The 25,354-nt window shown below is 71.4% G+C and carries 20 protein-coding genes; 7 read left to right on the forward strand and 13 right to left on the reverse strand.

Annotated features, from left to right (window positions below):
* Window positions 1-283 precede the first annotated feature (283 nt).
* From ACFVTH_RS10020 to ACFVTH_RS10035, 4 genes are all read left to right on the forward strand, one after another.
* Complete coding sequence (locus tag ACFVTH_RS10020) at window positions 284-1,576, forward strand: ABC transporter substrate-binding protein (protein ID WP_387089947.1); 1,293 nt, start codon at window positions 284-286, stop codon at window positions 1,574-1,576.
* A gap of 82 nt (window positions 1,577-1,658) precedes the next feature.
* The gene (locus tag ACFVTH_RS10025; RefSeq protein ID WP_387089950.1) at window positions 1,659-2,630 is read left to right on the forward strand and encodes a carbohydrate ABC transporter permease; all 972 of its coding nucleotides are present in this window, start codon (window positions 1,659-1,661) and stop codon (window positions 2,628-2,630) included.
* Window positions 2,623-3,432, forward strand: coding sequence for a carbohydrate ABC transporter permease (locus ACFVTH_RS10030; RefSeq protein ID WP_387089953.1), 810 nt, complete (start codon window positions 2,623-2,625; stop codon window positions 3,430-3,432). Before ACFVTH_RS10025 ends, ACFVTH_RS10030 begins: the two co-directional genes overlap by 8 nt.
* On the forward strand, window positions 3,429-6,548 hold the full coding sequence (locus ACFVTH_RS10035) for a glycoside hydrolase family 2 TIM barrel-domain containing protein (protein ID WP_387089956.1): 3,120 nt from the start codon (window positions 3,429-3,431) through the stop codon (window positions 6,546-6,548). The genes ACFVTH_RS10030 and ACFVTH_RS10035 overlap by 4 nt, the downstream gene beginning before the upstream one ends.
* A 294-nt stretch (window positions 6,549-6,842) precedes the next feature.
* Here ACFVTH_RS10035 and ACFVTH_RS10040 read toward each other — a convergent pair whose 3' ends face one another.
* From ACFVTH_RS10040 to ACFVTH_RS10075, 8 genes are all read right to left on the reverse strand, one after another.
* Window positions 6,843-8,276 carry a rhamnulokinase family protein gene (locus tag ACFVTH_RS10040; protein WP_387089959.1) on the reverse strand — a complete coding sequence of 478 codons (1,434 nt, stop codon included), beginning with the start codon at window positions 8,274-8,276 and terminating at the stop codon, window positions 6,843-6,845.
* Window positions 8,273-10,324, reverse strand: a complete 2,052-nt coding sequence (locus ACFVTH_RS10045) for a bifunctional aldolase/short-chain dehydrogenase (protein WP_387089962.1) — start codon at window positions 10,322-10,324, stop codon at window positions 8,273-8,275. The genes ACFVTH_RS10040 and ACFVTH_RS10045 overlap by 4 nt, the downstream gene beginning before the upstream one ends.
* 2 nt (window positions 10,325-10,326) lie before the next feature.
* Window positions 10,327-11,493 carry an L-rhamnose isomerase gene (gene rhaI / locus ACFVTH_RS10050; protein WP_387089965.1) on the reverse strand — a complete coding sequence of 389 codons (1,167 nt, stop codon included), beginning with the start codon at window positions 11,491-11,493 and terminating at the stop codon, window positions 10,327-10,329.
* 71 nt (window positions 11,494-11,564) lie between these two features.
* Window positions 11,565-11,951 (reverse strand): L-rhamnose mutarotase, encoded by a 387-nt coding sequence (locus tag ACFVTH_RS10055; protein ID WP_387089967.1) that lies wholly within the window; start codon window positions 11,949-11,951, stop codon window positions 11,565-11,567.
* A gap of 153 nt (window positions 11,952-12,104) precedes the next feature.
* Complete coding sequence (rhaS, locus tag ACFVTH_RS10060; RefSeq protein WP_387089970.1) at window positions 12,105-13,142, reverse strand: rhamnose ABC transporter substrate-binding protein; 1,038 nt, start codon at window positions 13,140-13,142, stop codon at window positions 12,105-12,107.
* A gap of 64 nt (window positions 13,143-13,206) precedes the next feature.
* Window positions 13,207-14,265 carry an ABC transporter permease gene (locus ACFVTH_RS10065; protein WP_387089973.1) on the reverse strand — a complete coding sequence of 353 codons (1,059 nt, stop codon included), beginning with the start codon at window positions 14,263-14,265 and terminating at the stop codon, window positions 13,207-13,209.
* Window positions 14,262-15,284 carry an ABC transporter permease gene (locus tag ACFVTH_RS10070; RefSeq protein ID WP_387089975.1) on the reverse strand — a complete coding sequence of 341 codons (1,023 nt, stop codon included), beginning with the start codon at window positions 15,282-15,284 and terminating at the stop codon, window positions 14,262-14,264. Before ACFVTH_RS10070 ends, ACFVTH_RS10065 begins: the two co-directional genes overlap by 4 nt.
* Window positions 15,281-16,768 (reverse strand): sugar ABC transporter ATP-binding protein, encoded by a 1,488-nt coding sequence (locus ACFVTH_RS10075; RefSeq protein ID WP_387091842.1) that lies wholly within the window; start codon window positions 16,766-16,768, stop codon window positions 15,281-15,283. The genes ACFVTH_RS10070 and ACFVTH_RS10075 overlap by 4 nt, the downstream gene beginning before the upstream one ends.
* A gap of 304 nt (window positions 16,769-17,072) precedes the next feature.
* Between ACFVTH_RS10075 and ACFVTH_RS10080 the strand changes: the two genes are divergently transcribed.
* Window positions 17,073-18,077, forward strand: a complete 1,005-nt coding sequence (locus ACFVTH_RS10080; RefSeq protein WP_387089978.1) for a LacI family DNA-binding transcriptional regulator — start codon at window positions 17,073-17,075, stop codon at window positions 18,075-18,077.
* A 123-nt stretch (window positions 18,078-18,200) separates the two neighbouring features.
* Here the strand turns inward: ACFVTH_RS10080 and ACFVTH_RS10085 are convergent, their stop codons facing one another.
* From ACFVTH_RS10085 to ACFVTH_RS10105, 5 genes are read right to left on the reverse strand one after another with little or no spacing between them, the layout of a single operon-like run.
* Window positions 18,201-18,689, reverse strand: a complete 489-nt coding sequence (locus ACFVTH_RS10085) for a hypothetical protein (protein WP_387089981.1) — start codon at window positions 18,687-18,689, stop codon at window positions 18,201-18,203.
* Window positions 18,690-18,728: 39 nt separating this feature from the next.
* Complete coding sequence (locus tag ACFVTH_RS10090; protein WP_387089984.1) at window positions 18,729-19,862, reverse strand: LacI family DNA-binding transcriptional regulator; 1,134 nt, start codon at window positions 19,860-19,862, stop codon at window positions 18,729-18,731.
* Entirely contained in the window at window positions 19,859-20,902 is a 1,044-nt protein-coding gene (locus tag ACFVTH_RS10095; RefSeq protein WP_387089987.1) for a DUF2804 domain-containing protein, read from the reverse strand. The genes ACFVTH_RS10090 and ACFVTH_RS10095 overlap by 4 nt, the downstream gene beginning before the upstream one ends.
* 56 nt (window positions 20,903-20,958) lie before the next feature.
* Window positions 20,959-22,827: a glycoside hydrolase family 2 protein gene (locus ACFVTH_RS10100; RefSeq protein ID WP_387089989.1), complete on the reverse strand. Its 1,869-nt coding sequence runs from the start codon at window positions 22,825-22,827 to the stop codon at window positions 20,959-20,961.
* Complete coding sequence (locus tag ACFVTH_RS10105) at window positions 22,824-24,227, reverse strand: MFS transporter (protein WP_387089992.1); 1,404 nt, start codon at window positions 24,225-24,227, stop codon at window positions 22,824-22,826. The genes ACFVTH_RS10100 and ACFVTH_RS10105 overlap by 4 nt, the downstream gene beginning before the upstream one ends.
* A 122-nt stretch (window positions 24,228-24,349) precedes the next feature.
* On the opposite strand from ACFVTH_RS10105, the gene ACFVTH_RS10110 reads away from it, so the two are divergent.
* On the forward strand, window positions 24,350-24,679 hold the full coding sequence (locus ACFVTH_RS10110; protein ID WP_387089995.1) for a hypothetical protein: 330 nt from the start codon (window positions 24,350-24,352) through the stop codon (window positions 24,677-24,679).
* A gap of 95 nt (window positions 24,680-24,774) precedes the next feature.
* The gene (locus tag ACFVTH_RS10115) at window positions 24,775-25,272 is read left to right on the forward strand and encodes a hypothetical protein (RefSeq protein ID WP_387089998.1); all 498 of its coding nucleotides are present in this window, start codon (window positions 24,775-24,777) and stop codon (window positions 25,270-25,272) included.
* The last annotated feature ends 82 nt before the right edge of the window (window positions 25,273-25,354 follow it).

A 25,354-nucleotide genomic window follows, 5' to 3' on the forward strand; every position in this document is an offset into this window, starting at 1 on the left:
GGCCGCCGTCGCGTCCGGCGCGGCGACGCGACGCACCGTCGTCGCAGGCGAGGCCTCGGCCCCGGCACGACCGGGGCGCGAGCGACTGCAACACCCCCACCACCGAAGTCCCACCTGAGTCCGCCCGTCGGGCGATCGCCGAGCCGCACCGCGGCGGCCCGGTATCACCGACGGACGGCCTCGACCGGATGCCGCGGGTCGCCCCCCGACCGCGCGCGCATCATCGGCGGCGCGAACGTACCGCCACCAACACAGCACAGCATTCACGAAAGGACCTCCCCACATGAATCGACTCACCAAGAGCGCGGCGATCGCGACGGCCGTCGCGGTCGCGCTCGGACTCGGCGCCTGCTCGAGCGGCTCCGGCGGCGGCGACGGCGACGGCGACGAGACCCTCACCGTCTGGGCCTGGGACCCGACGTTCAACATCTACGCGCTCGAAGAGGCCGAGAAGATCTACCAGGAGGATCACCCCGACTTCAAGCTCGAGATCGTCGAGACCGCCTGGGAGGACCTCCAGCCGAAGCTGACGACCCTCGCCCAGTCGCGCCAGTACGACGAGTTGCCCGACATCTTCCTCATGCAGAACAACGCCTTCCAGAAGAACCTGCTGAACTACCCCGAACTCTTCAGCGAGGTCTCTGGCGACGCGGTCGACTTCGGTGAGTTCCCCGAGTCGGTCACCGCGTACTCGACGGTCGACGGCGCCGGCTACGGCGTGCCGTTCGACTCGGGCACCGCGATCTCCGCCCTCCGCACCGACGTGCTCGAGCAGGCCGGCTACACCGTCGACGACTTCACCGACATCACGTGGGACGAGTTCATCGCCAAGGGCGAGGACGTGCTCGCGAAGACCGGCCAGCCGCTGCTCTCGGGCCAGGCGGGGTCCTCCGACATGATCATGATGATCCTGCAGAGTGCCGGCGCGAGCCTCTTCGACGCCGACGGCAACCCGACGATCACCGACAACGACGCCCTGCTCGCCGCGATCGACGTGTACCAGCGCCTCGTCGAGTCGGGCGTGTTCCTCGAGGTCAACTCGTGGGACGAGTACATCGGTACCTTCGTGAACGGCTCGGTCGCGGGCACCATCAACGGCGTGTGGATCGTCGGCTCGATCCAGACCGCCGAGGACCAGTCGGGCAAGTGGGCCGTGACCAACCTGCCGAAGCTCGAGGGCGTCGACGGGGCGACCAACTACTCCGCCAACGGCGGCTCCTCGTGGGCGGTGAGCGCGAACGCCGACGTCGACCTCGCCACCGACTTCCTCGCGTCGACGTTCGCCGGCTCGACCGAGCTCTACGACACGATCCTCCCGTCGTCGGGCGCCGTCGCCAACTGGATCCCCGCGGGTGACAGCGACGTCTACGCCGAGCCCTCGGAGTTCTTCGGCGGCCAGGCGATCTTCGCCGACGTCGTCGCCTTCGGCGCCGAGGTGCCGAGCAACAACACGGGTGCGTACTACTACGAGGGTCGCGACGCGGTCAGCGCGGCCGTCACGCTCATCCTCGGCGGCGCCGACCCGGCGGAAGCCCTCGCCGAGGCACAGGCCGACGTCGAGTTCGCGATGGAGTAGGCCGCAGCATCCGGTCGGGGCGGTCTCGTGCCTCCCCGACCGGATTCCGCGACCCCGCACCCCGAAGAAAGAGAGATCCGTCGTGTCGATCGCCACAGCACGGCCGCGGACGAGCGAACGCTCCACACGCAAGCCGCCACCGCCCGACCCGTACCTCAACCGCGGCAAGCCCTGGCTCAACGAGGCGCGTCGCCGCAACCTGACCGGCTGGGCCTTCCTCCTCCCGGCGTCGCTGCTCATCGCGGTGATGAGCTTCATCCCGATGATCCAGGCGTTCGTCCTGTCGCTGCAGACCGGGCGCGGGGCGAACCTCGATTTCGCCGATCCCCTCTGGTACAACTACGAGCGGCTCATGGGCGACGAGACGTTCAAGCTCACCGTCCAGAACACGTTCACCTACCTGATCATCCAGGTGCCGATCATGCTGGTGATCGCCCTCGTCCTGGCGAACCTGCTGAACAGCCCCCGGCTGCGCTTCAAGGGCTTCTGGCGCACCGCGATCTTCCTGCCGTGCGCGGTGTCGCTCGTGTCGTACTCGATGGTCTTCCGCACGATGTTCGCGACCGACGGCTTCGTCAACGACACCCTCGAGTTCATCGGCCTCATCGACAGCCCGATCAACTGGCTCGGTGAGGCCGAGACGGCGCGCTTCGTCATCATCCTCGGCCTGCTCTGGCGCTGGACCGGCTACAACATGGTGTTCTACCTGGCGGCCCTCCAGAACATCGACCACTCGAGCATCGAGGCCGCCCGCATGGACGGCGCGAACGCGTTCCAGACCTTCTGGCACGTCACCGTGCCGCAGCTGCGCCCGATGATCGTGCTCACCGCGATCATGTCGACGAACGGCACGCTGCAGCTCTTCGACGAGTCGTGGGCCCTCACCCGCGGCGGCCCGGGCTACTCGACGATGTCGATGTCGCACTACCTCTACGAGGTCTCGTTCCTCAAGAACCCCAACTTCGGCTATGCCGCGGCGATCTCCTTCGTGATCCTCGTGCTCGTCGCCGTGCTCGCGTTCATCCAGATGAAGGTCGGTGACAAGCGTGATTAGGCGACTCCGCGAGGTGCCCGGATACCTCTTCCTCTCGATCTTCGCGATCTTCTCGCTCTTCCCGCTCTACTTCATGGTCGTCTCGGCGACGAACTCGAGCGCCGACGTGCTCGACTCGCGCCTGCTGCCGGGCGGCGAGCTCTTCGAGAACGTCGCCAAGCTCTTCGCCGCGCAGGACGTCGGCTCGGCGATGTGGAACTCCTTCGCCATCGCGGTCGGCACGACCGTGCTCGCGCTCATCGTCTGCTCGATCGCGGGCTACGGCTTCGAGGTGTTCCACTCGAAGGGCAAGGACCTCGTGCTCGCGATCCTGCTGCTCGCCATGATGATCCCGTTCGCGGCGACCATGATCCCGCTGTTCGAGCTCTTCGCCGAGGCCGGCATGGTCAACTCGATCGGCGCCGTCATCATCCCGGCGATCTCGACCCCGTTCCTCATCCTGCTGTTCCGGCAGGCGTCGCGCTCGTTCCCGCACGAGATCATCGAGGCCGCCCGCATCGACGGGGTGAGCGAGATCGGCATCTTCGCCCGCATCTACATGCCGACCATGAAGTCGACGTACGCCGCCGCGGCCGTCATCACCTTCATGACCGCGTGGAACAACTTCCTCTGGCCGCGGGTCATCCTCGTGAACAACGAGGTGCAGACCATGCCGATGCTCATCTCGAACCTGAGCGCCGGCTACGTGACCGACTACGGGGTGCTCATGCTCGCCGTGCTGCTCGCCTCCCTGCCCACCATGATCATCTTCCTCGTCCTCCAGCGGTCGTTCGCCGCAGGTATCACCGGAGCCATCAAATGACGTTCGACCCCACCCGCCTCTCCGACCCCCGCTACTTCGCCGAGCACCGGCGCCCCGCGCACTCCGACCACCGGTGGTTCCGCGACGAGGCCGAGCTCGCGAGCGGCGTGAGCGGGTACGAGCAGTCGCTCAACGGGCTCTGGAAGTTCCACTACGCGCGCAACCCCGAGTCGGTCGTGTCCGGCTTCGAACACCCCGAGTTCGACGCGAGCAGCTGGGACGACATCCCGGTGCCGGCGCACATCCAGCTGCAGGGCTACGACCGGCCGCAGTACGCGAACGTGCAGTACCCGTGGGACGGCCACGAGCAGCTCGAGCCGGGCGAGGTGCCGCAACGCTTCAACCCCGTCGCCTCCTACGTGACGCGCTTCACCCTCGACCGAGCCGTCGAGCCGGGCGAACGCGTCGCCCTCGACGTGCAGGGCGCCGAGAGCGCGATCGCGCTCTGGCTGAACGGCACGTTCATCGGCTACTCGGCCGACAGCTTCACGCCCGCCGAGTTCGACCTCACCGCGACGCTCGTGCCCGGCGAGAACACGCTCGCCGCGCAGGTGTTCAAGTGGACGAGCGCATCGTGGCTCGAGGACCAGGACTTCTACCGCTTCTCGGGCATCTTCCGCGACGTCGTGCTGCGCCGTCGCCCCGCGGTGCACGTCGAGGACCTCCGCGTGCGCACCGCGCTCGCCGAGGACGGCTCGGCCGAGATCGCCGTCGACTTCTCGCTCGACCCCGACGGCGCCGCGGGTGACGTCGAGGTCGAGCTCGACGGCGTCGGCGTGCTCGACGTCCGTGACGACGGCAGCCGAGGCATCCGGCTCGATGCACCGCGACTGTGGAGCCCCGAGGACCCGTACCTCTCCCGTCTCGTCGTGCGCGTGCGCGACGAGCACGGTGCCGTCACCGAGGTGATCGAGCAGCGCGTCGGCGTGCGCCGGTTCGCGATCGACGACGGTGTGCTCAACCTCAACGGCCGCAGGATCGTCTTCTTCGGCGTCAACCGGCACGAGTTCGGGCTGCAGGGGCGCGTGATGACGCGCGAGCAGACCGAGGCCGACCTGCGGCTGCTGAAGCAGGCGGGCGTCAACGCGATCCGCACGAGCCACTACCCGAACAACTCCTTCTTCTACGAGCTCGCCGACGAGTTCGGCTTCTTCGTCATCGATGAGATGAATCTCGAGACGCACGGGCTCTGGGATCGCATCCGCTACCTCGACTCGCCGAACGACCACGCCGTGCCCGGCGACCGCCCCGAGTGGCGCGACGCCCTGCACGACCGGGCGCGGAGCCTGTTCGAGCGCGACAAGAACCACGCGAGCGTCGTGATCTGGTCGTGCGGCAACGAGTCGTTCGGCGGCACGATCATCCGCGACGTCGCCGATTACTTCCGCAGCGTCGACGAGCGCCCGGTGCACTACGAGGGCGTGCACTGGGACCCGCGCTACCCCGAGACGACCGACATCGTGAGCCAGATGTACACGCCGGCGAGCGACATCGAGGCGTACCTGCGCGAGCACCGCGAGAAGCCGTTCATCCTCTGCGAGTACGCCCACTCGATGGGCAACTCCTTCGGGGCGGTCGACCGCTACCTCGATCTCGCCTTCCGCGAGCCGCTGTTCCAGGGCGGGTTCATCTGGGACTTCGCCGACCAGGCCATCCCGATGACCGACCGCTACGGCGTGCGCTACTTCGGCTACGGCGGCGACCACGGCGAGGCGCCCCACGACGCCGACTTCAGCGGCAACGGCATCGTGTTCGCCGACCGCACGCCGAAGCCCGCGCTGCAGGAGGTCGCCTTCCTCTACCAGCCGCTGCGCCTCGCCTTCTCTCCCGACGGGCGCGAGCTCGACGTCGAGAGCCGCCTGCTCGCCACCTCGACCTCGGCCTACGCGGCGACGGTGACGGTGCGGCGCGAGGGGCGCATCCTGCAGGTGGCCCCGATCGAGACGGATGTCGCGCCGGGGGCGAGCGAGCGGTTCGCGCTGCCGATCTCGATTCCGGACGCGCCCGGCGAGGTCACGGTCGACGTCGAGTTCAGCCTGCGCGGGGCGACACGGTGGGCGCCGGCGGGGCACGTCGTGGCGCGCGGGCAGCAGGTCGTCGCGGCGCCGTCGGGGGAGGCGGGCTCGAATCGCGGAGCCTCCGGAGCCGCCGGAGCCTCCGGAGCCTTCGGAGCCGCCGATGCCCCCGTCGTCGGTGCCCCCGCCGCCGACGCTCCCGAGCTCATCCAGGGCATCCACAACATCGGCGTGCGGGGCCCGCACTTCGAGGTCCTCTTCTCGCGCCTGACCGGCGCGCTGGTGTCGTACCGGTACGGCATGACCGCCGACGGCGGCCGCCAGATGCTCACCTCGCCCCCGCGGCCGAACTTCTGGCACGCCCCCACCTCGAACGAGCGCGGTTGGGGCGCGCCGTTCGAGGACGGCCAGTGGCTGCTCGCGAGCCGCTACGCGCGCCCCGTGGGCGACGCCCTGCGCGTCGCACGGGTGCACAACGGCGACGGCGCCGTGACGGTCGGCTTCACCTACGAGCTGCCGACGACGCCGCGAGCGAGCTGCGACGTCGACTACCGCATCACGCGCGACGGCCGCATCGAGGTCACCCTCGCGCTGGATGCCTCGGACGAGCTGCCCGAGCTGCCCGAGTTCGGCATGCTGCTGACGGCGCCGGCCGAGTTCCGGCGGCTCCGATGGTACGGCGACGGCCCCGAGGAGTCGTACGTCGACCGCAGGCTGGGCGCGCGCCGCGACGTCTACGAGCGCGACGTGACGGGCGAGCTGACCCCGTACCTCCGTCCGCAGGAGGCCGGGAGCCGGACCGGCGTCACGTGGGCCACGGTCACCGACGGACGCGGTTGGGGACTCCGGTTCGAGAGCGTCGCGGGCAGCGACGGCATGGAGTTCTCGGCGCTGCCGTGGACGCCGTTCGAGATCGAGAACGCCGAGCACCCGAACGAGCTGCCGCCCATCCACCGCACGGTGCTGCGGCCTGCGCTCATGCGGCGCGGCGTCGCGGGCGACGACTCGTGGGGCGCCCGCACGCACCCCGAGTTCCGGCTGCCGCGCGGCGGGCGACTGACGTTCACCTTCGCGGTGCAGGGGGTCGCCGGGCAGTACTGAGCCGGCCCGGCCGGGCCGGATCGACCGAGCCGGCCCGACTGAGCCGGCCCGACTGAGCCGGTCGGCCGCGTCACGTGGCCGGTGCGCTGCGCAATTCAGGACGAGAGCGTCGATGGGACCAGTGGAGGGCCTGTCGACGCTCTCGTCCTGAGAAGTGCGCGCGAGTGCAGCTGACGAGCGGGAGGCGCCGCCGACGATGCAGCGGCTCGGCGGCTCGGCGGCTCGGACGCGACGGCAGGATCGCTCAGCGGCGCTCAGCGGCGCTCAGCGACGCTCAGCTGCGTTCAGCGGCGCTCAGCCGCGCGGCTCGTACCGCTCCGGCTCGAACGCCCGTGCGACGAGCGCGCGCAGCGACTCGAGGTCGCCCGAGGCGAAGCCCTGCGCCCGGGCCTGCACGAGCACGTTGCCGATCGCGGTCGCCTCGACGGGGCCGGCGAGCACGGGCAGGCCCGCGCGATCGGCGGTGCGCCGGCAGAGCAGCCGGTTGAGCGCGCCGCCGCCGACGATGTGGATCGTCTCGACCTCGACGCCCGAGAGGGCGGCGGCGTCTCGCACGGCGTCGGCGAAGGCCTGCGCGAGGCTCTCGATGATCGAACGGGCGAACTCGGCCCGGGTCTGCGGGGCGGCGAGGCCGTGCTCGGCGCACCACTCGGCGATGCGGCCAGGCAGGTCTCCGGGTGCCATGAACCGCGGGTCGTTCGCGTCGAACACGGGCATGGGACGGTCGACGGCGGCCGCGGCATCCAGCAGCTCGCCGAGCACGATCTGCGAGCCGTCGCGTTCCCACCAGCGCACCGACTCGCTGAGCAGCCACAGCCCCATGACGTTGTGCAGGAACCGTACCCGGCCGTCGACGCCGCCCTCGTTCGTGAAGTTGGCCTCGCGTGCGGCGTCGCTCGTGACCGCGTGCTCGAGCTCGACGCCGACGAGGCCCCAGGTGCCGCACGAGATGTACGCGGCCGACTCGGCTCGCATCGGCACTGCGGCGACGGCGGAGGCCGTGTCGTGCGAGCCGACGGCGACCACCTCGACGCCGTCGGGTGCGCCGAGCTCGGCGGCGACGGCGGGGCGCAGCGGGCCGATCGCGGCTCCGGGCGACACGAGGGGCGCGAGCAGGGATGCCTCGAGCCCGAGCCGCTCGATCAGCTCGAGGTCCCACTCGCCGTTCGCGACCCCGAGCAGCCCGGTGGTCGACGCGTTCGTGCGCTCGGCCACCGCGGCGCCCGTGAGCTGGAAGGCGATCAGGTCGGGGATCAGCAGGAGCGTGTCGGCGAAGCCGAGCCATCCCGTCGGCCGCTCGGCCGCGAGCTGGTAGACCGTGTTGAACGGCAGGAACTGCAGGCCGTTGCGGCGGTAGAGCTCGTCGAACGGCACGGCCGCGTGCACGCCGTCGACGGCGCGGGCGTTGCGCTCGTCGCGGTAGTGGAACGGCTCGCCGAGGAGGCGGCCGTCGCGCAGCAGCCCGTAGTCGACCGCCCACGAGTCGACGCCGATCGACGCGATGCCGGGCTCGCGCCGGAACGCCTCGGCGAGGCCCTGCGAGAGGTCGCGGTGGAGGCCCGTGACATCCCAGTGCAGCCCGGACGCCAGGCGGACGGGGCCGTTCGCGAAGCGCGCGACCTGCTCGAGCTCGAGTCGTCCGGCCGCCTGGTCGACGCGGCCGACGACGACCCGGCCGCTGGTCGCGCCGAGGTCGACCGCGGCGACCGAGCCGCCGGTGGCGTTCATCGCAGGAACGCCGCGGCGACGCCCGAGTCGACCGGGATGTGCAGGCCCGTGGTGCGGCTGAGCTCGGGACCGGTGAGCACGTACACGGCGTCGGCGACGTTCTCGGGCACGACCTCGCGCTTCAGGATCGTGCGGTTCGCGTAGAACTGGCCGAGGTCCTCCTCGTTCACGCCGTAGGTCGCGGCGCGGTTGGCGCCCCAGCCGCTCGCGAAGATGCCCGAGCCGCGGACGACGCCGTCGGGGTTGATGCCGTTGACGCGCACGCCGTGCTCGCCGAGCTCGACCGCGAGCAGGCGCACCTGGTGGGCCTGGTCGGCCTTCGTCGCCGAGTAGGCGATGTTGTTCGGGCCGGCGAACACCGAGTTCTTCGAGGAGATGTAGATGATGTCGCCGCCGAGCCGCTGGTCGATGAGTGCGCGCGCGGCGGCCTTGGACACGAGGAACGACCCCTTCGCCATGACGTCGTGCTGCAGGTTCCAGTCGGCCTCGGTGGTCTCGAGGAGGGGCTTCGAGAGCGAGAGGCCGGCGTTGTTCACCACGAGGTCGACGCCGCCGAAGGCGAGCACCGCCTCGTTCAGGGCGGCCTGCACCGCGTCGGCGTCGGCGACGTTCGCGGCGACGCCGATCGCGACGTCGGTGCCGCCGAGCTCGGCGGCGGCGGCCTGCGCCTTCTCGAGGTCGAGGTCGGCGACGACGACGCACGCGCCCTCGGCCGCGAGCCGGGTCGCGATGGCCTTGCCGATGCCGCTCGCGGCGCCGGTGACGAAGGCGATGCGGCCCTGGTGGGTCTTGGGCTTCGGCATTCGCTGGAGCTTGGCCTCCTCGAGGGCCCAGTACTCGATGCGGAACTTCTCGGCGTCGGAGATGGGGGAGTAGGTCGAGACCGACTCGGCCCCGCGCATGACGTTGATCGCGTTGACGTAGAACTCGCCCGCGACGCGCGCGGTCTGCTTGTTCGCGCCGTACGAGAACATGCCGACGCCCGGCACCAGCACGATGAGCGGGTCGGCGCCGCGGATCGCGGGGCTCTCGGCCGTGGCGTGGGCGTCGTAGTACGCCTGGTAGTCGGCGCGGTACTCGGCGTGCAGCTCGTGCAGGCGCGCGAGCTGCTCCTCGGCCGTCGCGGTCGCGGGCAGGTCGAGGATGAGCGGCTTGACCTTCGTGCGCAGGAAGTGGTCGGGGCAGCTGGTGCCGAGCGCCGCCAGGGCCGGGGCCTTCTCGCTCGCGAGGAAGTCGAGCACCACGTCGGCGTCGGTGAAGTGGCCGACCATGACCCGATCGTGCGAGGCGATGCCGCGGATCGTCGGGGCGAGGGCGGCGGCGCGCTCGCGGCGCTCGGCCTCGGGCAGCGCCTCGTAGCCGGCGCGCACGCCCCCGAAGGGCTGCGCCTCGCCGTGCGACGCCAGGTAGGCGGCCGCGGTGTCGATGATCCAGAGCGAGTTCGCCTCGGCCTCGTCGGAGGTGTCGCCCCACGCGGTGATGCCGTGCCCGCCGAGGATGCAGCCGATCGCCTGCGGGTTCGCCGCCTTGATCTCGGCGATGTCGAGGCCGAGCTGGAAGCCGGGGCGACGCCACGGCACCCAGACCACCTTCTGCACGCCCGCGGAGTCGGTGAAGATCTTCGCCGTCAGCGCCTCGCCGTCGGCGGCGGTCGCGATCGCGATGCCCGAGTCGGGGTGCAGGTGGTCGACGTGCGCCGCGTCGACGAGGCCGTGCATGGCCGTGTCGATCGACGGCGCCGCGCCGCCCTTGCCATGGAGGCAGTAGTCGAACGCGGCGACCATCTCGTCTTCGCGGTCGACGCCGGGGTAGACGCCCTTCAGCGCCTGCAGCCGGTCGAGCCGGAGCACCGCGAGGCCCGGCTCGGTGAGGGTGCCGAGGTCGCCGCCCGAGCCCTTGACCCAGAGGAGCTCGACGGGCTCGCCGGTGACCGGGTCGGTTTCGGTGCCCTTTGCCGAGGTGTTGCCGCCGGCGTAGTTCGTGTTCTTCGGGTCGGCGCCGAGGCGGTTCGACCGGGCGATGAGCGCTGCAGCTGCGGGGTTCGTCATGATCACGCCCCCCAGCCGGCCTGCACGCCGCCGACGCGGTCGGCGGCGATCTGTGCGAGGTAGCCGGATGCCGCGAACGCGCGCATCGGGTCGGCCGGCAGGCCGCGCGACTCGCGCCACTCGGCGAGGGCGGGACGCACGTCGGTGTAGAAGGCGTCCATGAAGACGCGGTTGGCCTCGAGCACGTCGCCCGAGACCTGCGCGGCGCGCAGCGCCTCGGCGTCGACGAGCAGGGCGCGCGCGGTCATCTCCTGCACGTTGAGCACGGAGCGGATCTGGCCGGGCACCTTGTCCTCGACGTTGTGGCACTGGTCGAGCATGAAGGCGACGTCGGGGTGGTTGAAGCCGCCGCCGCGGATCACCTCGAAGATGATGCGGAACAGCTGGAACGGGTCGGCCGCGCCGACGATGAGGTCGTCGTCGGCGTAGAACCGCGAGTTGAAGTCGAACGAGCCGAGCTTGCCGAGGCGCAGCAGCTGCATGACGATGAACTCGATGTTCGTGCCCGGCGCGTGGTGTCCGGTGTCGAGGCACACCATCGCCCGGTCGCCGAGGGCCGCGACCTGGGCGTAGCTCGTGCCCCAGTCGGGAACGTCGGTGTGGTAGAACGCGGGCTCGAAGAACTTGTACTCGAGCACGAGGCGCTGCTCGTCGCCGAGACGGGCGTAGATCTCCTGGAGCGACTCGTGCAGGCGGTCCTGCCGGCCGCGCAGGTCGGCCTGGCCGGGGTAGTTCGAGCCCTCGGCGAGCCAGATCTTCAGGTCGCGGCTGCCGGTCGCGTGCATGATGTCGATGCACTCGAAGTGATGGTCGATCGCCTTCCGGCGCACCGCCGCGTCCTCGTGCGTGAGGGCGCCGAACTTGTAGTCGTCGTCCTGGAAGGTGTTCGAGTTGATCGTGCCGAGGGAGACGCCGTGGTCCTCGGCGTGCCGCTTGAGGGCCTCGTAGTCGTCGACCCGGTCCCACGGGATGTGCAGGGCGACCGTCGGCGCGAGCGCCGTGTAGCGGTGCACCTGCGCGGCATCCGCGATCTTCTCGAAGGGATCGCGCGGGGTGCCCGGCGTCGCGAACACCTTGAAGCGCGTGCCCGAGTTGCCGAACGCCCAGCTCGGCAGCTCGATGGCCTGCGCGGCCAGCTGCGACTGGATCTCGGGGGTGAAGGTGGTCATGTCGTGTCGCTCTCTTCGATCGATCGGATGCCGCGTGGCGGCGCTGTTCGTGTGGCTGGTGCGGCTCGCGGTCAGGCGCCTGCGGGGCCCGGGGGCGCGGCGTCGAGTGCCGCGAGCTGGTCTTCGAGGTGGAACACCTCGGGGAGTCTGGGTGCGCCCTGGTCGGGCCGGTCGCCGTCGAGGGCGACGAAGAACGGGGCCATCTCGGCTTCCCAGGCTGCGGTGCGGGGGTCGGCGGCGAGCGCCGCCTGCGCGGCCGCGTCGTCATCGGTCTCGTAGTAGCCGATCAGCAGCCCGTCGGGGCGCAGGAAGAGCGAGTAGTTGCGACGGCCGGCCGCTTCGATCGCGCGCAGCATCTCAGGCCGGACGGCGGCGTGGCGCTCGCGGTACTCGTCGAGCCGGGCGGGGTCGACCTGGAGCTGGAACAGGACGCGCTCGGGGCGCGGTGCGGTGTTCATCGGTCGTCCTCCGTTCAATCTGTGAATCGTTTCAGGATGGAGTTGGGGTCGAGCGCGGGGCATCCGCTCGATGCGGCGAATGCGGAGGGCGCAGGCCGGCCGGCTGTCCGGACGTCCTGCGCCCTCCCATGGCGATCCGCTCGCTCCGGCTTCTTAGAAGTCGAAGTCGCCGATGTTGTCGGCGTCGAACACGTAGGGGTCGCCGAGGAGCACGACGCCGTCGGCGCCGACCTCGTAGTCGCCGAGCTTGCCGGCCTCGAACGAGTCGCCCTCTTCGCCGGTGATCTCACCCTCGATGAGCGCCTTCGACGCGTACGCGGCGAGGTAGCCGAGGTCGGCCGGGTTCCACAGCGCGAACGCGGTGACGGTCTCGTCCTCGACGTACTCGCGCATCTGGTTCGGCGTGCCGAGGCCCGTCAGCGCGACCTTGCCCTTGTACTCCGAGGTCGAGAGGTAGCGCGCGGCGGCGGCGATGCCGACCGTCGTGGGCGAGATGATGCCCTTGAGGTTCGGGTGGGTCTGCAGCAGCGCCGCGGTCTTGTCGAACGAGGTCTGGTCGTCGTCGTCGCCGTAGACGGTGTCGACGAGCGTCACGTTCGGGTGGTTCGCCTCGAGCTCGGCCTTCATCAGGTCGATCCACGCGTTCTGGTTGGTCGCGTTCGCCGACGCCGACAGGATGGCGATCTCGCCCTCGTCGCCGATCTGCTCGGTGATGAGGTCGACCTGCACCTTCGCGATGCCCTCCGCCGTGGCCTGGTTGATGAACAGGTCGCGGCAGTCGGCGTTGGTGTCGGAGTCGAAGGTGACGACCTTGATGCCGGCGTCGCGCGCCTCGTTCAGCGCGTCGCAGATCGCCTCGGGGTCGTTCGCCGACACCGCGATCGCGCCGACGCCCTGCTGGGTGAGCGTGTTGATGTAGCTCACCTGCGCGTCGGGCGTGGCCTCGGCCGGGCCGACCTCGGCGAAGGTGCCGTCGAACTCGCCGATGGCCTCCTTCGCGCCCGCCGACGAGGTGTCGAAGTACGGGTTGCCGAGGTTCTTCGGCAGGAAGGTGATCGCGAGGTTGGCGGAGTCGCCGCCGCTCGAGTCGCCGCCGTCGCTGCCGCTGTCGACGGCGCATCCGCTCAGTACCAGCGCTGCGGTCGCGACGACCGCGGCCAGCGCGCCGGCGCGGGTCTTCTTCTGAAACATCGTTGTTCTTCCCTTCATCGGATGAGGTCGACGAGTGATCGCCTCGACGGCCCGCGCGGCCCGGTCAACCTGCTGTGGAGGCCTCGACGCGCGGTGTTCCACCTGGTGCCTTCCGGCGCTTGCGCAGCCAGACCAGGAAGCTGGAGGTCACCACCGAGAGCACGAGCAGCGCCCCGGTGATGATGTTGATGACGTCGCTGGTGACGTTCGCGAGGCGGAGCGCGCTCGAGAGCACGCCGATCAGCAGCACGCCGGCGATGACGCCGTGGATCGCGCCGCGGCCGCCGAAGACCGAGACCCCGCCGAGCACGACGGCGGCGATGACCTGCAGCTCGAGCCCGGTCGCGTTGTCGCCGCGCGCGCTGCCGAAGCGCAGCGTGTAGAAGATGCCCGCGAGGGCCGAGATGAGGCCGGCGAGCACGAACAGCACGAACTTCGTGCGCTCGACGTGCACGCCCGAGAAGCGGGCGGCGGCCTTCGACAGTCCGATGGCGTAGATGCCTCGACCGAACGGCGTGAAGTGCAGCAGCACGATGAACACGACGAGGAGCACCAGGAACACGAACAGCACGACCGGCACGTTGCTGCCGCCGACGCGCGCCTTGGCGAGGTCGGTCCAGAAGTCGGGGAAGTCGGTGATGGCAGTCGTGCCGAGCAGGCCCACCGCGAGGCCGCGGAAGAGGGCGAGCGTGCCGATCGTCACCGCGAGCGAGGGCAGCCCGACGACGGTCACGAGGAAGCCGTTCACGGCGCCGCACACGGCTCCCGCGACGAGTGCCACGACCGCGGCGAGCTCGAACGGCAGGCCGCCTGCGGTGAGCACGCCCGTGAGCACGCTCGAGAGGCCGACGATGCTCGCGACCGAGAGGTCGATCTCGCCCGTGATCATGATGAGCGTCATCGGCAGCGCGATGAGCAGGATCGGCATCACGTCGAGCAGCAGATAAGTGACCGTGATCGGCTGGCCGAAGCCCCGCACGGTCGCCGCGGCCACGACGGCGACGACGACCACGAGGGCGACGATGGCCATCTCGCGGGTGAGCAGCACGCGCTGCCAGAGCGGGCGGTCGTAGTCGCGGTACGTGCGCGCGATGGCGGCGGCCGCGGTGGTGGTGGCGGTCATCGCTCGTCCTCCCTCGCCTCGAGGAGCTTTCGTTTCTGACGGACGGCCAGCACGCGGTCGAGCACGATGGCGCCGATGATGAGGGCGCCGACGACGGCGCGCTGCCAGAAGTCGGGGATGCCGAGGATCGGCAGGGCCCGGTTGATGGTGAGCAGCAGCCAGGCGCCGATCGCGGCGCCCCAGACCGATCCGACGCCGCCCGTGATGGCGACGCCGCCGATGACGGCCGCACCCACCGCGTCGAGCTCCCAGCCGGCGCCGGCCTGCGAGTTGATGGTGCCGTAGCGGGCGGCGTAGAGCACACCGGCGAGGCCCGCGAGGGCGCCCGAGGTGGCGAACGCGATGAGCAGGCGCCGGGTCACGCGGAGGCCGTAGAGCTCGGCCGCGGCGGGGTCGGAGCCGATCGCGTAGAACTCGCGGCCGCCGCGGGTGTTCTTCATGATCCAGCCGGTCGCGGCGAGCACGACGACGGCGATGATCGTGAGGAGCGGGATCCAGAGGATCTGCCCGGTGCCGAGCGCGAGGAAGTCCTTCGGCAGGTCGGAGGCGTTGATGCGGTCGCTGCCCGTCCACAGCACGTTGATGCCGCGGTACGCGTAGAGCGTGCCGAGCGTGATGACCATGGCCGGCACCTTCGCGAACGCGACGAGCGCGCCGTTGACGAGGCCCAGCAGGCCGCCGAAGACGACGGCGATGAGGAACACCGCGACGATCGGGATGCCCTGCAGGTCGATGAACAGGCGACCGGTGAGGTAGGCCGACAGGCCGAGGATCGAGCCGACCGAGAGGTCGACGTTGCGCGTGATGATGACGATCGCCTGCCCGATCGCGACGAGCACGAGGATCGCTGGGGTGAGCAGCAGGTCGCGCCAGCCGTCGGCGCTGAACAGGAAGTTCGGGTTCGCGACGGTCGCCGCGAGCACGACGAGCGCGAGCGCCAGCAGGATGCCGAACTCGCGCACCGCCCCGATGGCGTGCAGCCGCTTGGTGACGGCGGTCTTCTCGATGGTGGCGGTCACTGGTGGGCTCCCTGGGCGTGGGTCGCGGCGAACATGACGTTCTCGCTCGTCGCGTCGTCGCGGTCGATCTCGGCGGTGATGCGGCCCTCGCGCATGACGAGCACGCGGTCGGCCATGCCGAGCACCTCGGGCAGCTCCGACGAGATCATGAGGATGCCCATGCCGCGCCCCGCGAGCTCGGAGAGCAGCCGGTGCACCTCGGACTTCGTGCCGATGTCGATGCCGCGCGTGGGCTCGTCGATGATGAGCACCTTCGGCTCGGTGGCGAGCCACTTGCCGAGCACGACCTTCTGCTGGTTGCCGCCCGAGAGGGTTCCGGCCACGGTCGAGAGCGCGTTCGTCTTGACCTCGAGCCGGCTCGCCCACTCCTTCGCAGCGCGGTTCTCCATGCCCGAGGTGATGAGCCCGGCCTTCGCGATCGTCTCGCGAATGGCGAGCGTCACGTTGCGGGCGACGGACGACTCGAGCACGAGTCCCTGCTTGCGGCGGTCCTCGGGGACGAGCGCGAGACCGGCCTTCATCGCGGCATCCGGCCGGTTCTTCGGGATCTGGCGCCCCGACAGCCGGACCGTGCCCTGGTCGTACCCGTCGACGCCGAAGACGGCGCGGGCGACCTCGCTGCGGCCCGCGCCGACGAGGCCGGCGAGGCCGACGATCTCGCCCGCGCGCACCGTGAAGGAGATGTCGTGGAACAGCGGGCTCGAGAGCCCCTCGATCTCGAGCAGGGGCTCGCCGATCTCGGCCTCGAGCTTGGGGAAGAGCTCGGTCACGTCGCGACCGACCATCTGCCGCACGAGGTCCTCGACCGTCGTCTCGGAGATCGGCGTGGTCGCGATGTAGGAGCCGTCGCGCATGACCGTGACGGTGTCGCAGAGCGCGAACACCTCGTCGAAGCGGTGCGAGATGAAGAGGAGCGCGCGGCCCTCGTCGCGGAGGCTCCGGGCGATCTGGAAGAGGCGCTCGACCTCGACGCCCGAGAGCGCGGCGGTCGGCTCGTCCATGATGAGCACGCGGGCGTCGAGCGAGACCGCCTTCGCGATCTCGATGACCTGCTGGTCGGCGATCGAGAGGCCCTCGGCCGGTCGGTCGGGGTCGATGCCGACGCCGAGCCGGGTGAAGAGCTGTTCGACCTCGTGCCGCATCGCCTTGCGGTCGATGCGGCCGAAGCGGCTCACGGGCTGACGGCCCATGAAGACGTTCTCGGTGACCGTGAGGTCGGGGAAGAGCGTCGGCTCCTGGTAGATGACCGCGATGCCCGCGGCCTTCGACTGGGCGGTCGAGGTGAAGTCCACCGACTCGCCGTTGAGACGCAGGTCGCCGGCATCGCGGCGGTAGAGCCCGGCGACGATCTTCACGAGCGTCGACTTGCCGGCGCCGTTCTCGCCGATGAGGGCGTGGATCGAGCCGCGCTCGAGGCGAAGGCTGCCGGAGCGCAGGGCCACGACGGCACCGAACGACTTCGCGACGGCGTCGAGTTCGAGCATGGGCGGGGTCGCCGCAGGCACGGGCGGGGTGTCCGCCGACGTGCGCGGGATGTCCGTCACGGGGCCTCCTCGTCGAGGTGGGAGCAGGGGGATCGCTCCGCGGTGCAAGTGTGTGAATGAATCGATTCAAAATCGATCCATGGTCACTGTAGAGTCATGCGGGGCGGATGGTCAAGTCGGATCGAGTCACGGTTTTGAAACGAATCAATCCGCGTGCCGGACGCCCCGGGGATTCGATGCCATGATCGAATCGGTTCAACGCCGTCCGGCTCGCGCGGGCGGTGCGACATGAGGAGGAGCGGCAATGGCAGTCAGTGTTCGTGACGTCGCGGCCGCTGCGTCCGTCTCGGTGGGCACCGTCTCGAACGTGCTCAACCGCCCCGACCGCGTCGCGCCCGCGACCGTCGAACGAGTGCAGGCCGCGATCGAGGAGCTCGGCTTCGTGCGCAACGACGCGGCTCGCCAGCTCCGCGCCGGGCGCAGCCGCTCGATCGGCTTCGTGGTGCTCGACGTGCGCAACCCGTTCTTCACCGACGTCGCCCGCGGCGCCGAGACGCGCGCGGCCGAGGCGGGGCTCACCGTGCTCCTCGGAACGAGCGACGAGAACGTCGACCGCGAGCGCGTCTACGTCGACCTCTTCGAGGAGCAGCGCGTGCACGGGGTGCTGATCTCCCCGCTCGCCGACGACCTGCCGCGGCTGCAACGGCTTCGCGAGCGCGGCACCCCGGTCGTGCTCGTCGACCGGCAGGCGCACGACCGCAGCTTCTCGTCGGTCGCCGTCGACGACATCGCCGGCGGCAGGCTCGCCGCCGAGCACCTGCTCGGCATCGGGCGGCGGCGCATCGCGTTCGTGGGCGGCCCCGCGAGCATCCGGCAGGTCGCCGACCGGCTCGAAGGGGCGCGACGCGCGATCGCCGAGGTGCCGGGCGCCTCGCTCGAGGTCATCGCCACCGAGAGCCTCACCGTGCTGCAGGGCCGCGCCGCCGGGGAGTCGATCCGCTCCCGCCCCGCCGCCGAGCGGCCCGACGCCGTGTTCGCGGCGAACGACCTGCTCGCGATGGGCGTGCTGCAGGCCCTCGTCATGCGCGGCGACGCCCGCGTGCCCGGCGACATCGCGCTCATCGGCTACGACGACATCGACTTCGCCGCGGCCGCGGTGGTGCCGCTGTCGTCGATTCGGCAGCCCGCCGCGCTCATCGGGCACACGGCCGTCGACCTGCTGCTGCGCGAGGCCGACGACGCCGACTTCGACCCCGAGCAGATCGTCTTCCAGCCCGAGCTCGTCGTGCGGGCGTCGACCGCGGGCTGAGGCGCGGGCGCGCCGACCCGAATCGGGGAGGTTCGTGCGCACTTCTCAGGATGAGCGGGTCGATGGGTCTCGTGGAGGCCCTGACGGATGGCTCGTCCTGAATACTGCGGCGTGCCCAGCGGGTCAGGCCGCCGAGCGCGACTCCGCGCGCACGGCCGGCGCCGCGCGTGCCGGCAGCACCTCCCGAACCGTCACGACGACGAGCGCGACGAGGAGTGCGAGCACCGCGACATCCGCGGCGATATAGGCGTAGTGCGCCCAGTCGGTGCCGGGCGCCTCCGAGCCGGCGATCACGAGGTCGCTGCGCCGGTTGAGCACGGGGCGGATGACGGCGATCTCGGCGAGGTAGACGAGCCAGATCGATCCGAGCAGCACGAGCGGGGCGCGCCCGGCGCGCGGGCGGCGAAGGCTCACGAGCGTGAGCACGGCGAGGGCGATCCCGGTCAGCACGTTGAGCGCGGTGAACACGAGGCGGCCGATGCCGAGCCCCAGCGGGATGGTGATGCCCGGCGCCTGGAACTTCAGCGGCGCCTCGAGGAACGAGATCGCGACGATCGCGCCGATGAGGAAGGCGGGCAGCAGCAGACGGAGGGCGAGCGTCGCGCGGGACATATTTCTACACTACGTCGAAAAGGCTGGGGAGATGCCCCGCTACGGTGCCGACTCGCGCACCACGAGCCGATACGGCGCCTGCTCGACGCGCGGCGGCGCGTGCGGGTCGTCGGCGAGTCGCAGCACGGATGCCACGGCGAGCCGTGCGAGCTCGGTGAGGTCGGGGGCGATGCTCGTGAGTGACGGCGCGGCGAACGCCGATTCGGGGGAGTCGTCCCAGCCGACCACCGCGACCTGCCCGGGCACCTCGACACCCGCCTCGCGGAGGGCCCGCAGCGCGCCGATGGCGAGCAGGTCGTTCGCGCAGACCAGGCCGTCGAGGCCGTCGAGGCCGCCGCCTTCGAGCATGGCCCGAACGCGGGCGTACCCCTCCTCGCGCGAGTAGTCGCCGTCGGGCGACGCCGGATCCCACGGCGACACCTCGAGCACATGCTGCGGCTTCGCCTCGAGACCTGCCGCGCGCAGCGCCGAGCGGAAGCCCTCGAGCCGGAGGTCGGCGGCCGCGGCGCCGACCGAGGCATCGGGGACCGTGCCGAGGAAGCCGAGGGTTCGACGGCCCGACGCGATGAGGTGGGCCGCGGCATCCCGCGAGGAGGTGACGCTGTCGACGACCACGCGATCGACGCGCGCGGCGCGGATGCGCTCGCCGAGCACGACGAGGGGGGTGCGTCCGCGCGCGGCCACGAGCTGCGCGTCGTCGAGCGACATCGGGCTCAGCAGGATGCCGTCGGTGAGGAGGGTCTGGAACCCGGAGGCCGCGCGGAGCTCGCGTTCGGGATCGCCGTGCGTCTCGTCGACGACGACGTCGTACCCGACCCGCTCGGCGGCGCCGACGACGGCATGCGCGAGCTGGGCGAAGTACGGCAGCGAGAGGAACGGCACGGAGAGCGTGATGAGGTTGCTGCGGCCGACCCGGAGCTGGCGCGCGGCGAGCTGAGGCCGGTAGCCGAGTTCGGCGATCGCGGCCTCGACCCGTTCGCGCGTCGGCCCGCTGACCGGCACGCGCCCGTTGATGACGTTCGAGACGGTGCGGTAGGAGACGCCGGCGATCGCCGCGACATCCCGGAGCGTCGGGCCGGCCGAGCGGTGGCCGGGGCGTGCCCGGCCGGCCGGCCGACCCGTGCGGCCCGGCTCCTCGTGACCCGCGCGGCCCGGCTCCTCGTGCCCGGTCACCAGCGGTTCCGCACGTCCTCGGCCCAGCCGAGCAGGCCATCGACGGCGACGCGCTCGCCGCCCGCGTCGACCCAGCCCGAGTAGTGGCCGAAGCACTGGTGCCCGTGCGAGCCGAAGACGACGAGCTCGGTCGCGCTCACCCGGTCCCAGAAGGGCTCGAACCACAGGTCGGCGTGCTCGCCGCGGATGTGCCACGGTGCGAGCCAGTCGTGGACGTCGTAGTCCCAGTCGAGCTCCTCGCTGATCTTGTGCAGTCGGCCGTCGACGACGACCGCGTTCTCGGTCGAACCGGTGCCGTCGGTCCACTTGCCGCCGAGCTGCAGGCCGATCGTGCGGCCGTCGACGATGCCCGAGGCCGCGCCCCAGTTCCAGATCATCCGGTACGGCCAGCGCCCGCGGCCGTGGTCGAGCACGGCCCAGCTCTCGCCCTCGGGCAGTTCGATGCGCTCGACCGAGCCGTCGCCACGGCTGCCGTCGCCGCCGAGCTCCAGCCACCCGGTCGCGGGGCGCGCGACGTCCTTCACCGTGTACTGGAATCGGCGATCCGACCAGGGCACCACGACGCCGAGGCTCTCGTGGCCGGCGGGCCGGTGGGCGTCGATCTCGAGGCGCACGCCCTTCGCGGTGCCGCGCAGGCGCGTTCCCGCGCCGTCGGGCAGCTCGTCGAGGTCGATCTCGATCGACGAGGTGCGGGCGCGCGCCGGCCCGTCGCCGAGCGAGGCCGGCAACGTCGCGCTCGAGCCGAGCGGTGCGATCGCCGAGCGGTCGATAGTCGACCCGTCGCGCCGGTCGTGCACGAGGATCGCGTGCACCGCCGCGTAGTCGATCGACGAGACGGTGAGCGCGATGAGGTGGGTCGGCGTCGTGACCGCCCAGTACTCCCAGCGCTTGTTGCGGCCCCACACCCGGCGGCCGTCGATGCCCGAGGTGTCGTGCAGCGGCGTGCGGGTCCAGCCGACGGCCTCGCGGTTCAGGCGGCCGTCGGGCCCGCAGAGGGCGACGGGGGCGGTGAGCTCTCGCTCGACGATGGTGCGGGCCATGGGGTTCCGTTCTCGGGGAGGGGCGGGGAAGTGCGGGGACGCCGCGGGTACGGCGGTCAGGCTCGGGCGTCGGATGTCGCGGGGTGCGCCTCGGCCGGGGAGGCCGCGCCCGCCCCCGTGACCGCGTCGAACTCGGCGAACAGCTCGCCGATGGCGCCGCGCACGCGGTCGGCGTCGACCTTCACGACGGTGCGGTCGGCGGTGAGCAGCCCGTTGAGCTCGTCCTCGACGTCGGAGAGCTGCGTGTAGACGATGCCCGACAGCCCCGCGCCGATCGCGGGCAGCACCTCGTCGCGGTGCAGCCCGACGAAGCCGTCGGTGAGGGCGTCGATGCTGCGGTAGCGCCGGTAGCCGAACTCGCGCGGCCCGAACTCGTGACCGGGCAGCCGCAGGCTGTAGCCGCCGTACTCCGAGACGACGACGGCGCGCCCGTCTCGGCCCCAGCGTCGCTTCGGCTTCAGCCTCCGGAAGTACACGTGCAGGCTCTCGAGGTCGCCGCCGCGCTGGTCGTGCCATCCGCTCGCGTGGTCGATCACGCGGTCGGGGTCGATCGCGCGCACCCGTTCGACCGCGTCGAGCGCGTCGAACTGGCCCCACCCCTCGTTGAACGGCACCCACACGACGACGCTCGGCGAGTTCCTCAGCAGTCGCACGGTCGTCTCGAGCTCGGCGGTGAACTCGGCGCGCCCCGCGGCATCCTGCCGGCCGAACCGGCGGTGCCTGCGGTCGTCGAGCCGCAACGGCAGCTTCACCGGCAGCGTGATGACCGCCGGGTCGTACCGGCGGCCGCCGTTCACCATGTCCTGCCAGACGAGGAGTCCGAGCCGGTCGCAGTGGTGGTACCAGCGCTGGGGCTCGATCTTGATGTGCTTGCGCACCGCGTTGAAGCCGAGGTCCTTCATGCTGCGGAGGTCGTGCAGCATCGCCTCGTCGGACGGCGGCGTGTAGAGCCCGTCGGGCCAGTAGCCCTGGTCGAGCACCGCGGCGTGGAAGACGGGCTCGCCGTTGAGCAGCAGCCGCGGGCGGCCGAAGGCGTCGGGCGCGACGCCGACCGAGCGCATGCCCACGTAGCTCTGCACGACGTCGTCGCCGAGGCGCACCTCGACGTCGTGGAGGAAGGGGTCGTCGGGGCTCCAGCGCCGGGCGTCGGGCACCGGGACGATGAGGGTGCGGCCGGCCGGGCCCTCGGTCCGGGCGATCTCGCGTCCGTCGGCGCGCACGATGACGGTCGCGAGCGGGGCGGCGGCGTCGGCGGCGGCGTCGGCCGAGTCGACGGTCGCGTCATCGGCCACGTGCCCGGATGCCTCCACGACGACCTCGATCGTCCCGTCGTCGAGCCTCGGGCGCAGCACGAGCTCTCGCACGTGGAGCTCGGGCACCGACTCCATCCAGACGGTCTGCCAGATGCCCGACTGCGCGGTGTACCAGATGCCGCCGCGCTTCAGGGCCTGCTTGCCGCGCGAGTGGTACGAGGTGTCGCTCGGGTCGACGACGTCGACCGTGAGCTCGTGCTCGGCGCCGTCGGCGAGGGCTTCGGTGACGTCGATCGAGAACGGCAGGTAACCGCCCTCGTGCGCCCCGACCTCGACTCCGTCGACGAAGACGCGGCAGCGCTGGTCGACCGCGCCGAAGTGCAGCAGGGCCCGCCCGACGAGGAAGCCCTCGGGCAGGCGCACCATGCGCCGGTACCAGAGGTGCTCGCCGGGCTGCAGCTGCCGCCCGACGCCCGAGAGCTCTGCCTCGGGGGAGAAGGGCACGAGGATGCGGCCGTCCCAGTCGGCCGGCCGGCGGTCGTCGGCGGTGAACGCGTGGTCCCACCAGCCGTTGAGGTTCAGGTGGCTGTCGCGGGCGAGCTGCGGGCGCGGGTACTCGGGCAGCACCGCGTCGGGGTCGAGGGCGTCGGCCCATGGGGTGCGGCGGCTCATGCGCGGGTCTCCTCGGCGGCGTCGGTGGTGTCGCCGGCGTCGGCGGCGTCGGTCGCGGCGGGGGCCGGGGCCCCGGCATCCGCCGCCCGCCGCAGCACCCGCGTGCGGAGCGCCGCGAGCACCGGCACGGCGACGAGCACGAGCGCGGCGACGGGGAAGATCTCGGGACCGGGCACGGGGTGCTCGCGGCCGAGCTCGACGTAGCTGTGGGCCGCGCCCGAGATGACGGCGGCGCCGATCGCCGGACCGATCACCATCGGCAGCATCACCGCCATGAGCATGCGGGCGCCCTGCACGCCGCCCGCCCGATCGGCAGGCGTCTGGTCGCGCGTCATCGCCGAGACGGCGGCGATCGAGGCCATCATGCCGGCCATCATGAACGTCGCGGCGACGATCACCCAGGCGAAGTCGCGCACGAAGGTCATCGCGACGAGGCCTGCGACGAAGACGCCGACGGCGGGCAGCAGGAACCGCTCCTTGCCGACGCGATCCATCACGCGTCCGCCGACGACGCTGAGCGCCGAGGCGAGGACGAGCACGATGCCGAGCGCGATCGCCGAGGCCTCGAGCGCCAGCGAGTAGCGCAGGTAGATGAGCACGAAGGGGATGAACACCTGCGAGCTGATGCCGATCACGCACCAGATCGCGAGCGTGAGGAAGAGCGCGGGCTCGCGCCGGACGGTGGCCGGACGCAGGCCCTCGACGACCGCCCGCAGCACGTGCTGCTCGCGAGGGGCGACGCCCCGGTCGCGCACGAGGAACCAGGCGACGACGCCCGTGGCCGCGGTGACGCCGCCGACGAGGGCGAAGAAGGCCGGCCACTGCCCGGCCTGCGTCATCGGGTCGAGCAGCACGAAGACGAGCAGCATCGCGACGAGCGGCATCGTCGCGAGCCATCCGTCGACCCGGCCGCGGTTCGCGGGCACCGTCGAGTCGGTGACCCAGGCGGCGAAGGCCGCGTCGTTCGCGCCCGAGCCGATGAAGCTCATCACGCAGTCGAGCGCGATGATCGCCACGACCGCGCCGATCAGCACGGGGGCGGCCGCCGCCGCGGCATCCGGTGCGCCGACGAGGCCGAACGCCGCGGTGACCGCACCCCAGGCGAGGTAGCCGCCGGCGATGAGCTCGCGTCGACGGCCCATCCGGTCGGACCAGGCGCCGACGATGAGGGTCGCGACGGTCGCCGCGATCGCGCTCGCGGCGACCATCCACGCGATGACGCCGGGATCGGTCGAGACGGTCTCGTAGACGAACAGGTTGAGGTACATGTTCTCGATCACCCAGGCGAGCTGGCCGACGAGGCCGATCAGGATGATCGCGGCCCAGGTACGGGGGCCGAGCGCGGGGGCGGTCGCGGCGGCGTCGGTCGGGATGCCACGGGGTGGGGTTCGGGTCGTCATGTCCTCGGCTCTCTGCGATTTCAACGTTGAAACCAACAGGAACACTAGCAGGCCCGGCCCCGCCGTATGCGGGGCCCCGTCAGTTCCCGCCCGCCGGCGCGCCCGACCGCTAGGGTGGCCCCATGACCGACGCCTCGCGCTCATCCCGGCTCGAACCGATCGGCGTCGTCGCGTTCGTGCTGGGCATCGTGCTCGTCGTCACCGACTTCGCCGCCATCTTCATCAACGCGGCGCTCATCCGATCGGGCGACTTCTCCTCGTTCTCGACCGTCTCGTTCGTCATGACGACCATCTCGGTCGTGCTCGCCCTCGCCACGGTCGCGATCGGCATCGTCGCCTGCCTGCGGGGCGGGCCCACCCGCGTCTACGGGGCGATCGGCACGACGGTGGGCGCGATGGTGCTCCTCCAGCAGTTCGGCTCGCTGATCTACGCGCTCATCGTCAACGCCTGACGCCCGATCCGCTCCGCGGATGCGGTCGAACCGCGAGCCGCCTATCCTCGTTCGTGGCCCCCTGAACGCGGGTCGCACGATGAGACGAGGCCGATGTGAGCGACGGAACCGGCGAACGCCGCACCCGACCGCGCGGCCGCCGCGCCGCCGAGCCCGCTTCGGCGACCGCGAAGCAGCTCGATGCGGTCGCCGCGAGGCTGGCCGCGGCCGTCGCCGCGACGGCGGGTTGGGTGACCGCGCACCGGGCGGTTGCGCTGACGGGTGCGACCGCGCTCCTCTCCATCGGGATCATCGCCGGTGGAGCCGCCGTCATCCAGGCCGGCACCGGGGCGCCCGACACCGAGGCCTCCTCCGAACTCCAGACGCCGCGGCCGACCCCGAACGCCCCGGCGAACTCGCAGGCGTTCCCGCCCGTGCTGCCGACGGCGACGCCCGCGGCTCCCCAGCCCACGACCGAGCCCACGACCGCGCCCGACGAGCCCGTCGCCGACGAGCCCGACGAGCCCGTCGTCGAGCCGACCGTCGAGCCCACGCCCGAGCCCGAGGACGACCACCCCGGGCGCGGGCAGGGGCCGAAGAAGCCAAAGGGCTGACGGCGGGCCGCGTGCCGCGCCGGCCGCCCCCTCGACGCCGCCCCGCGGTATCCACCGGGGCTTTCCCAGCACCGGGGACTAC

The sequence above is a fragment of the Agromyces sp. NPDC058104 genome (assembly GCF_042884835.1).
Classification (GTDB): Bacteria; Actinomycetota; Actinomycetes; order Actinomycetales; family Microbacteriaceae; genus Agromyces.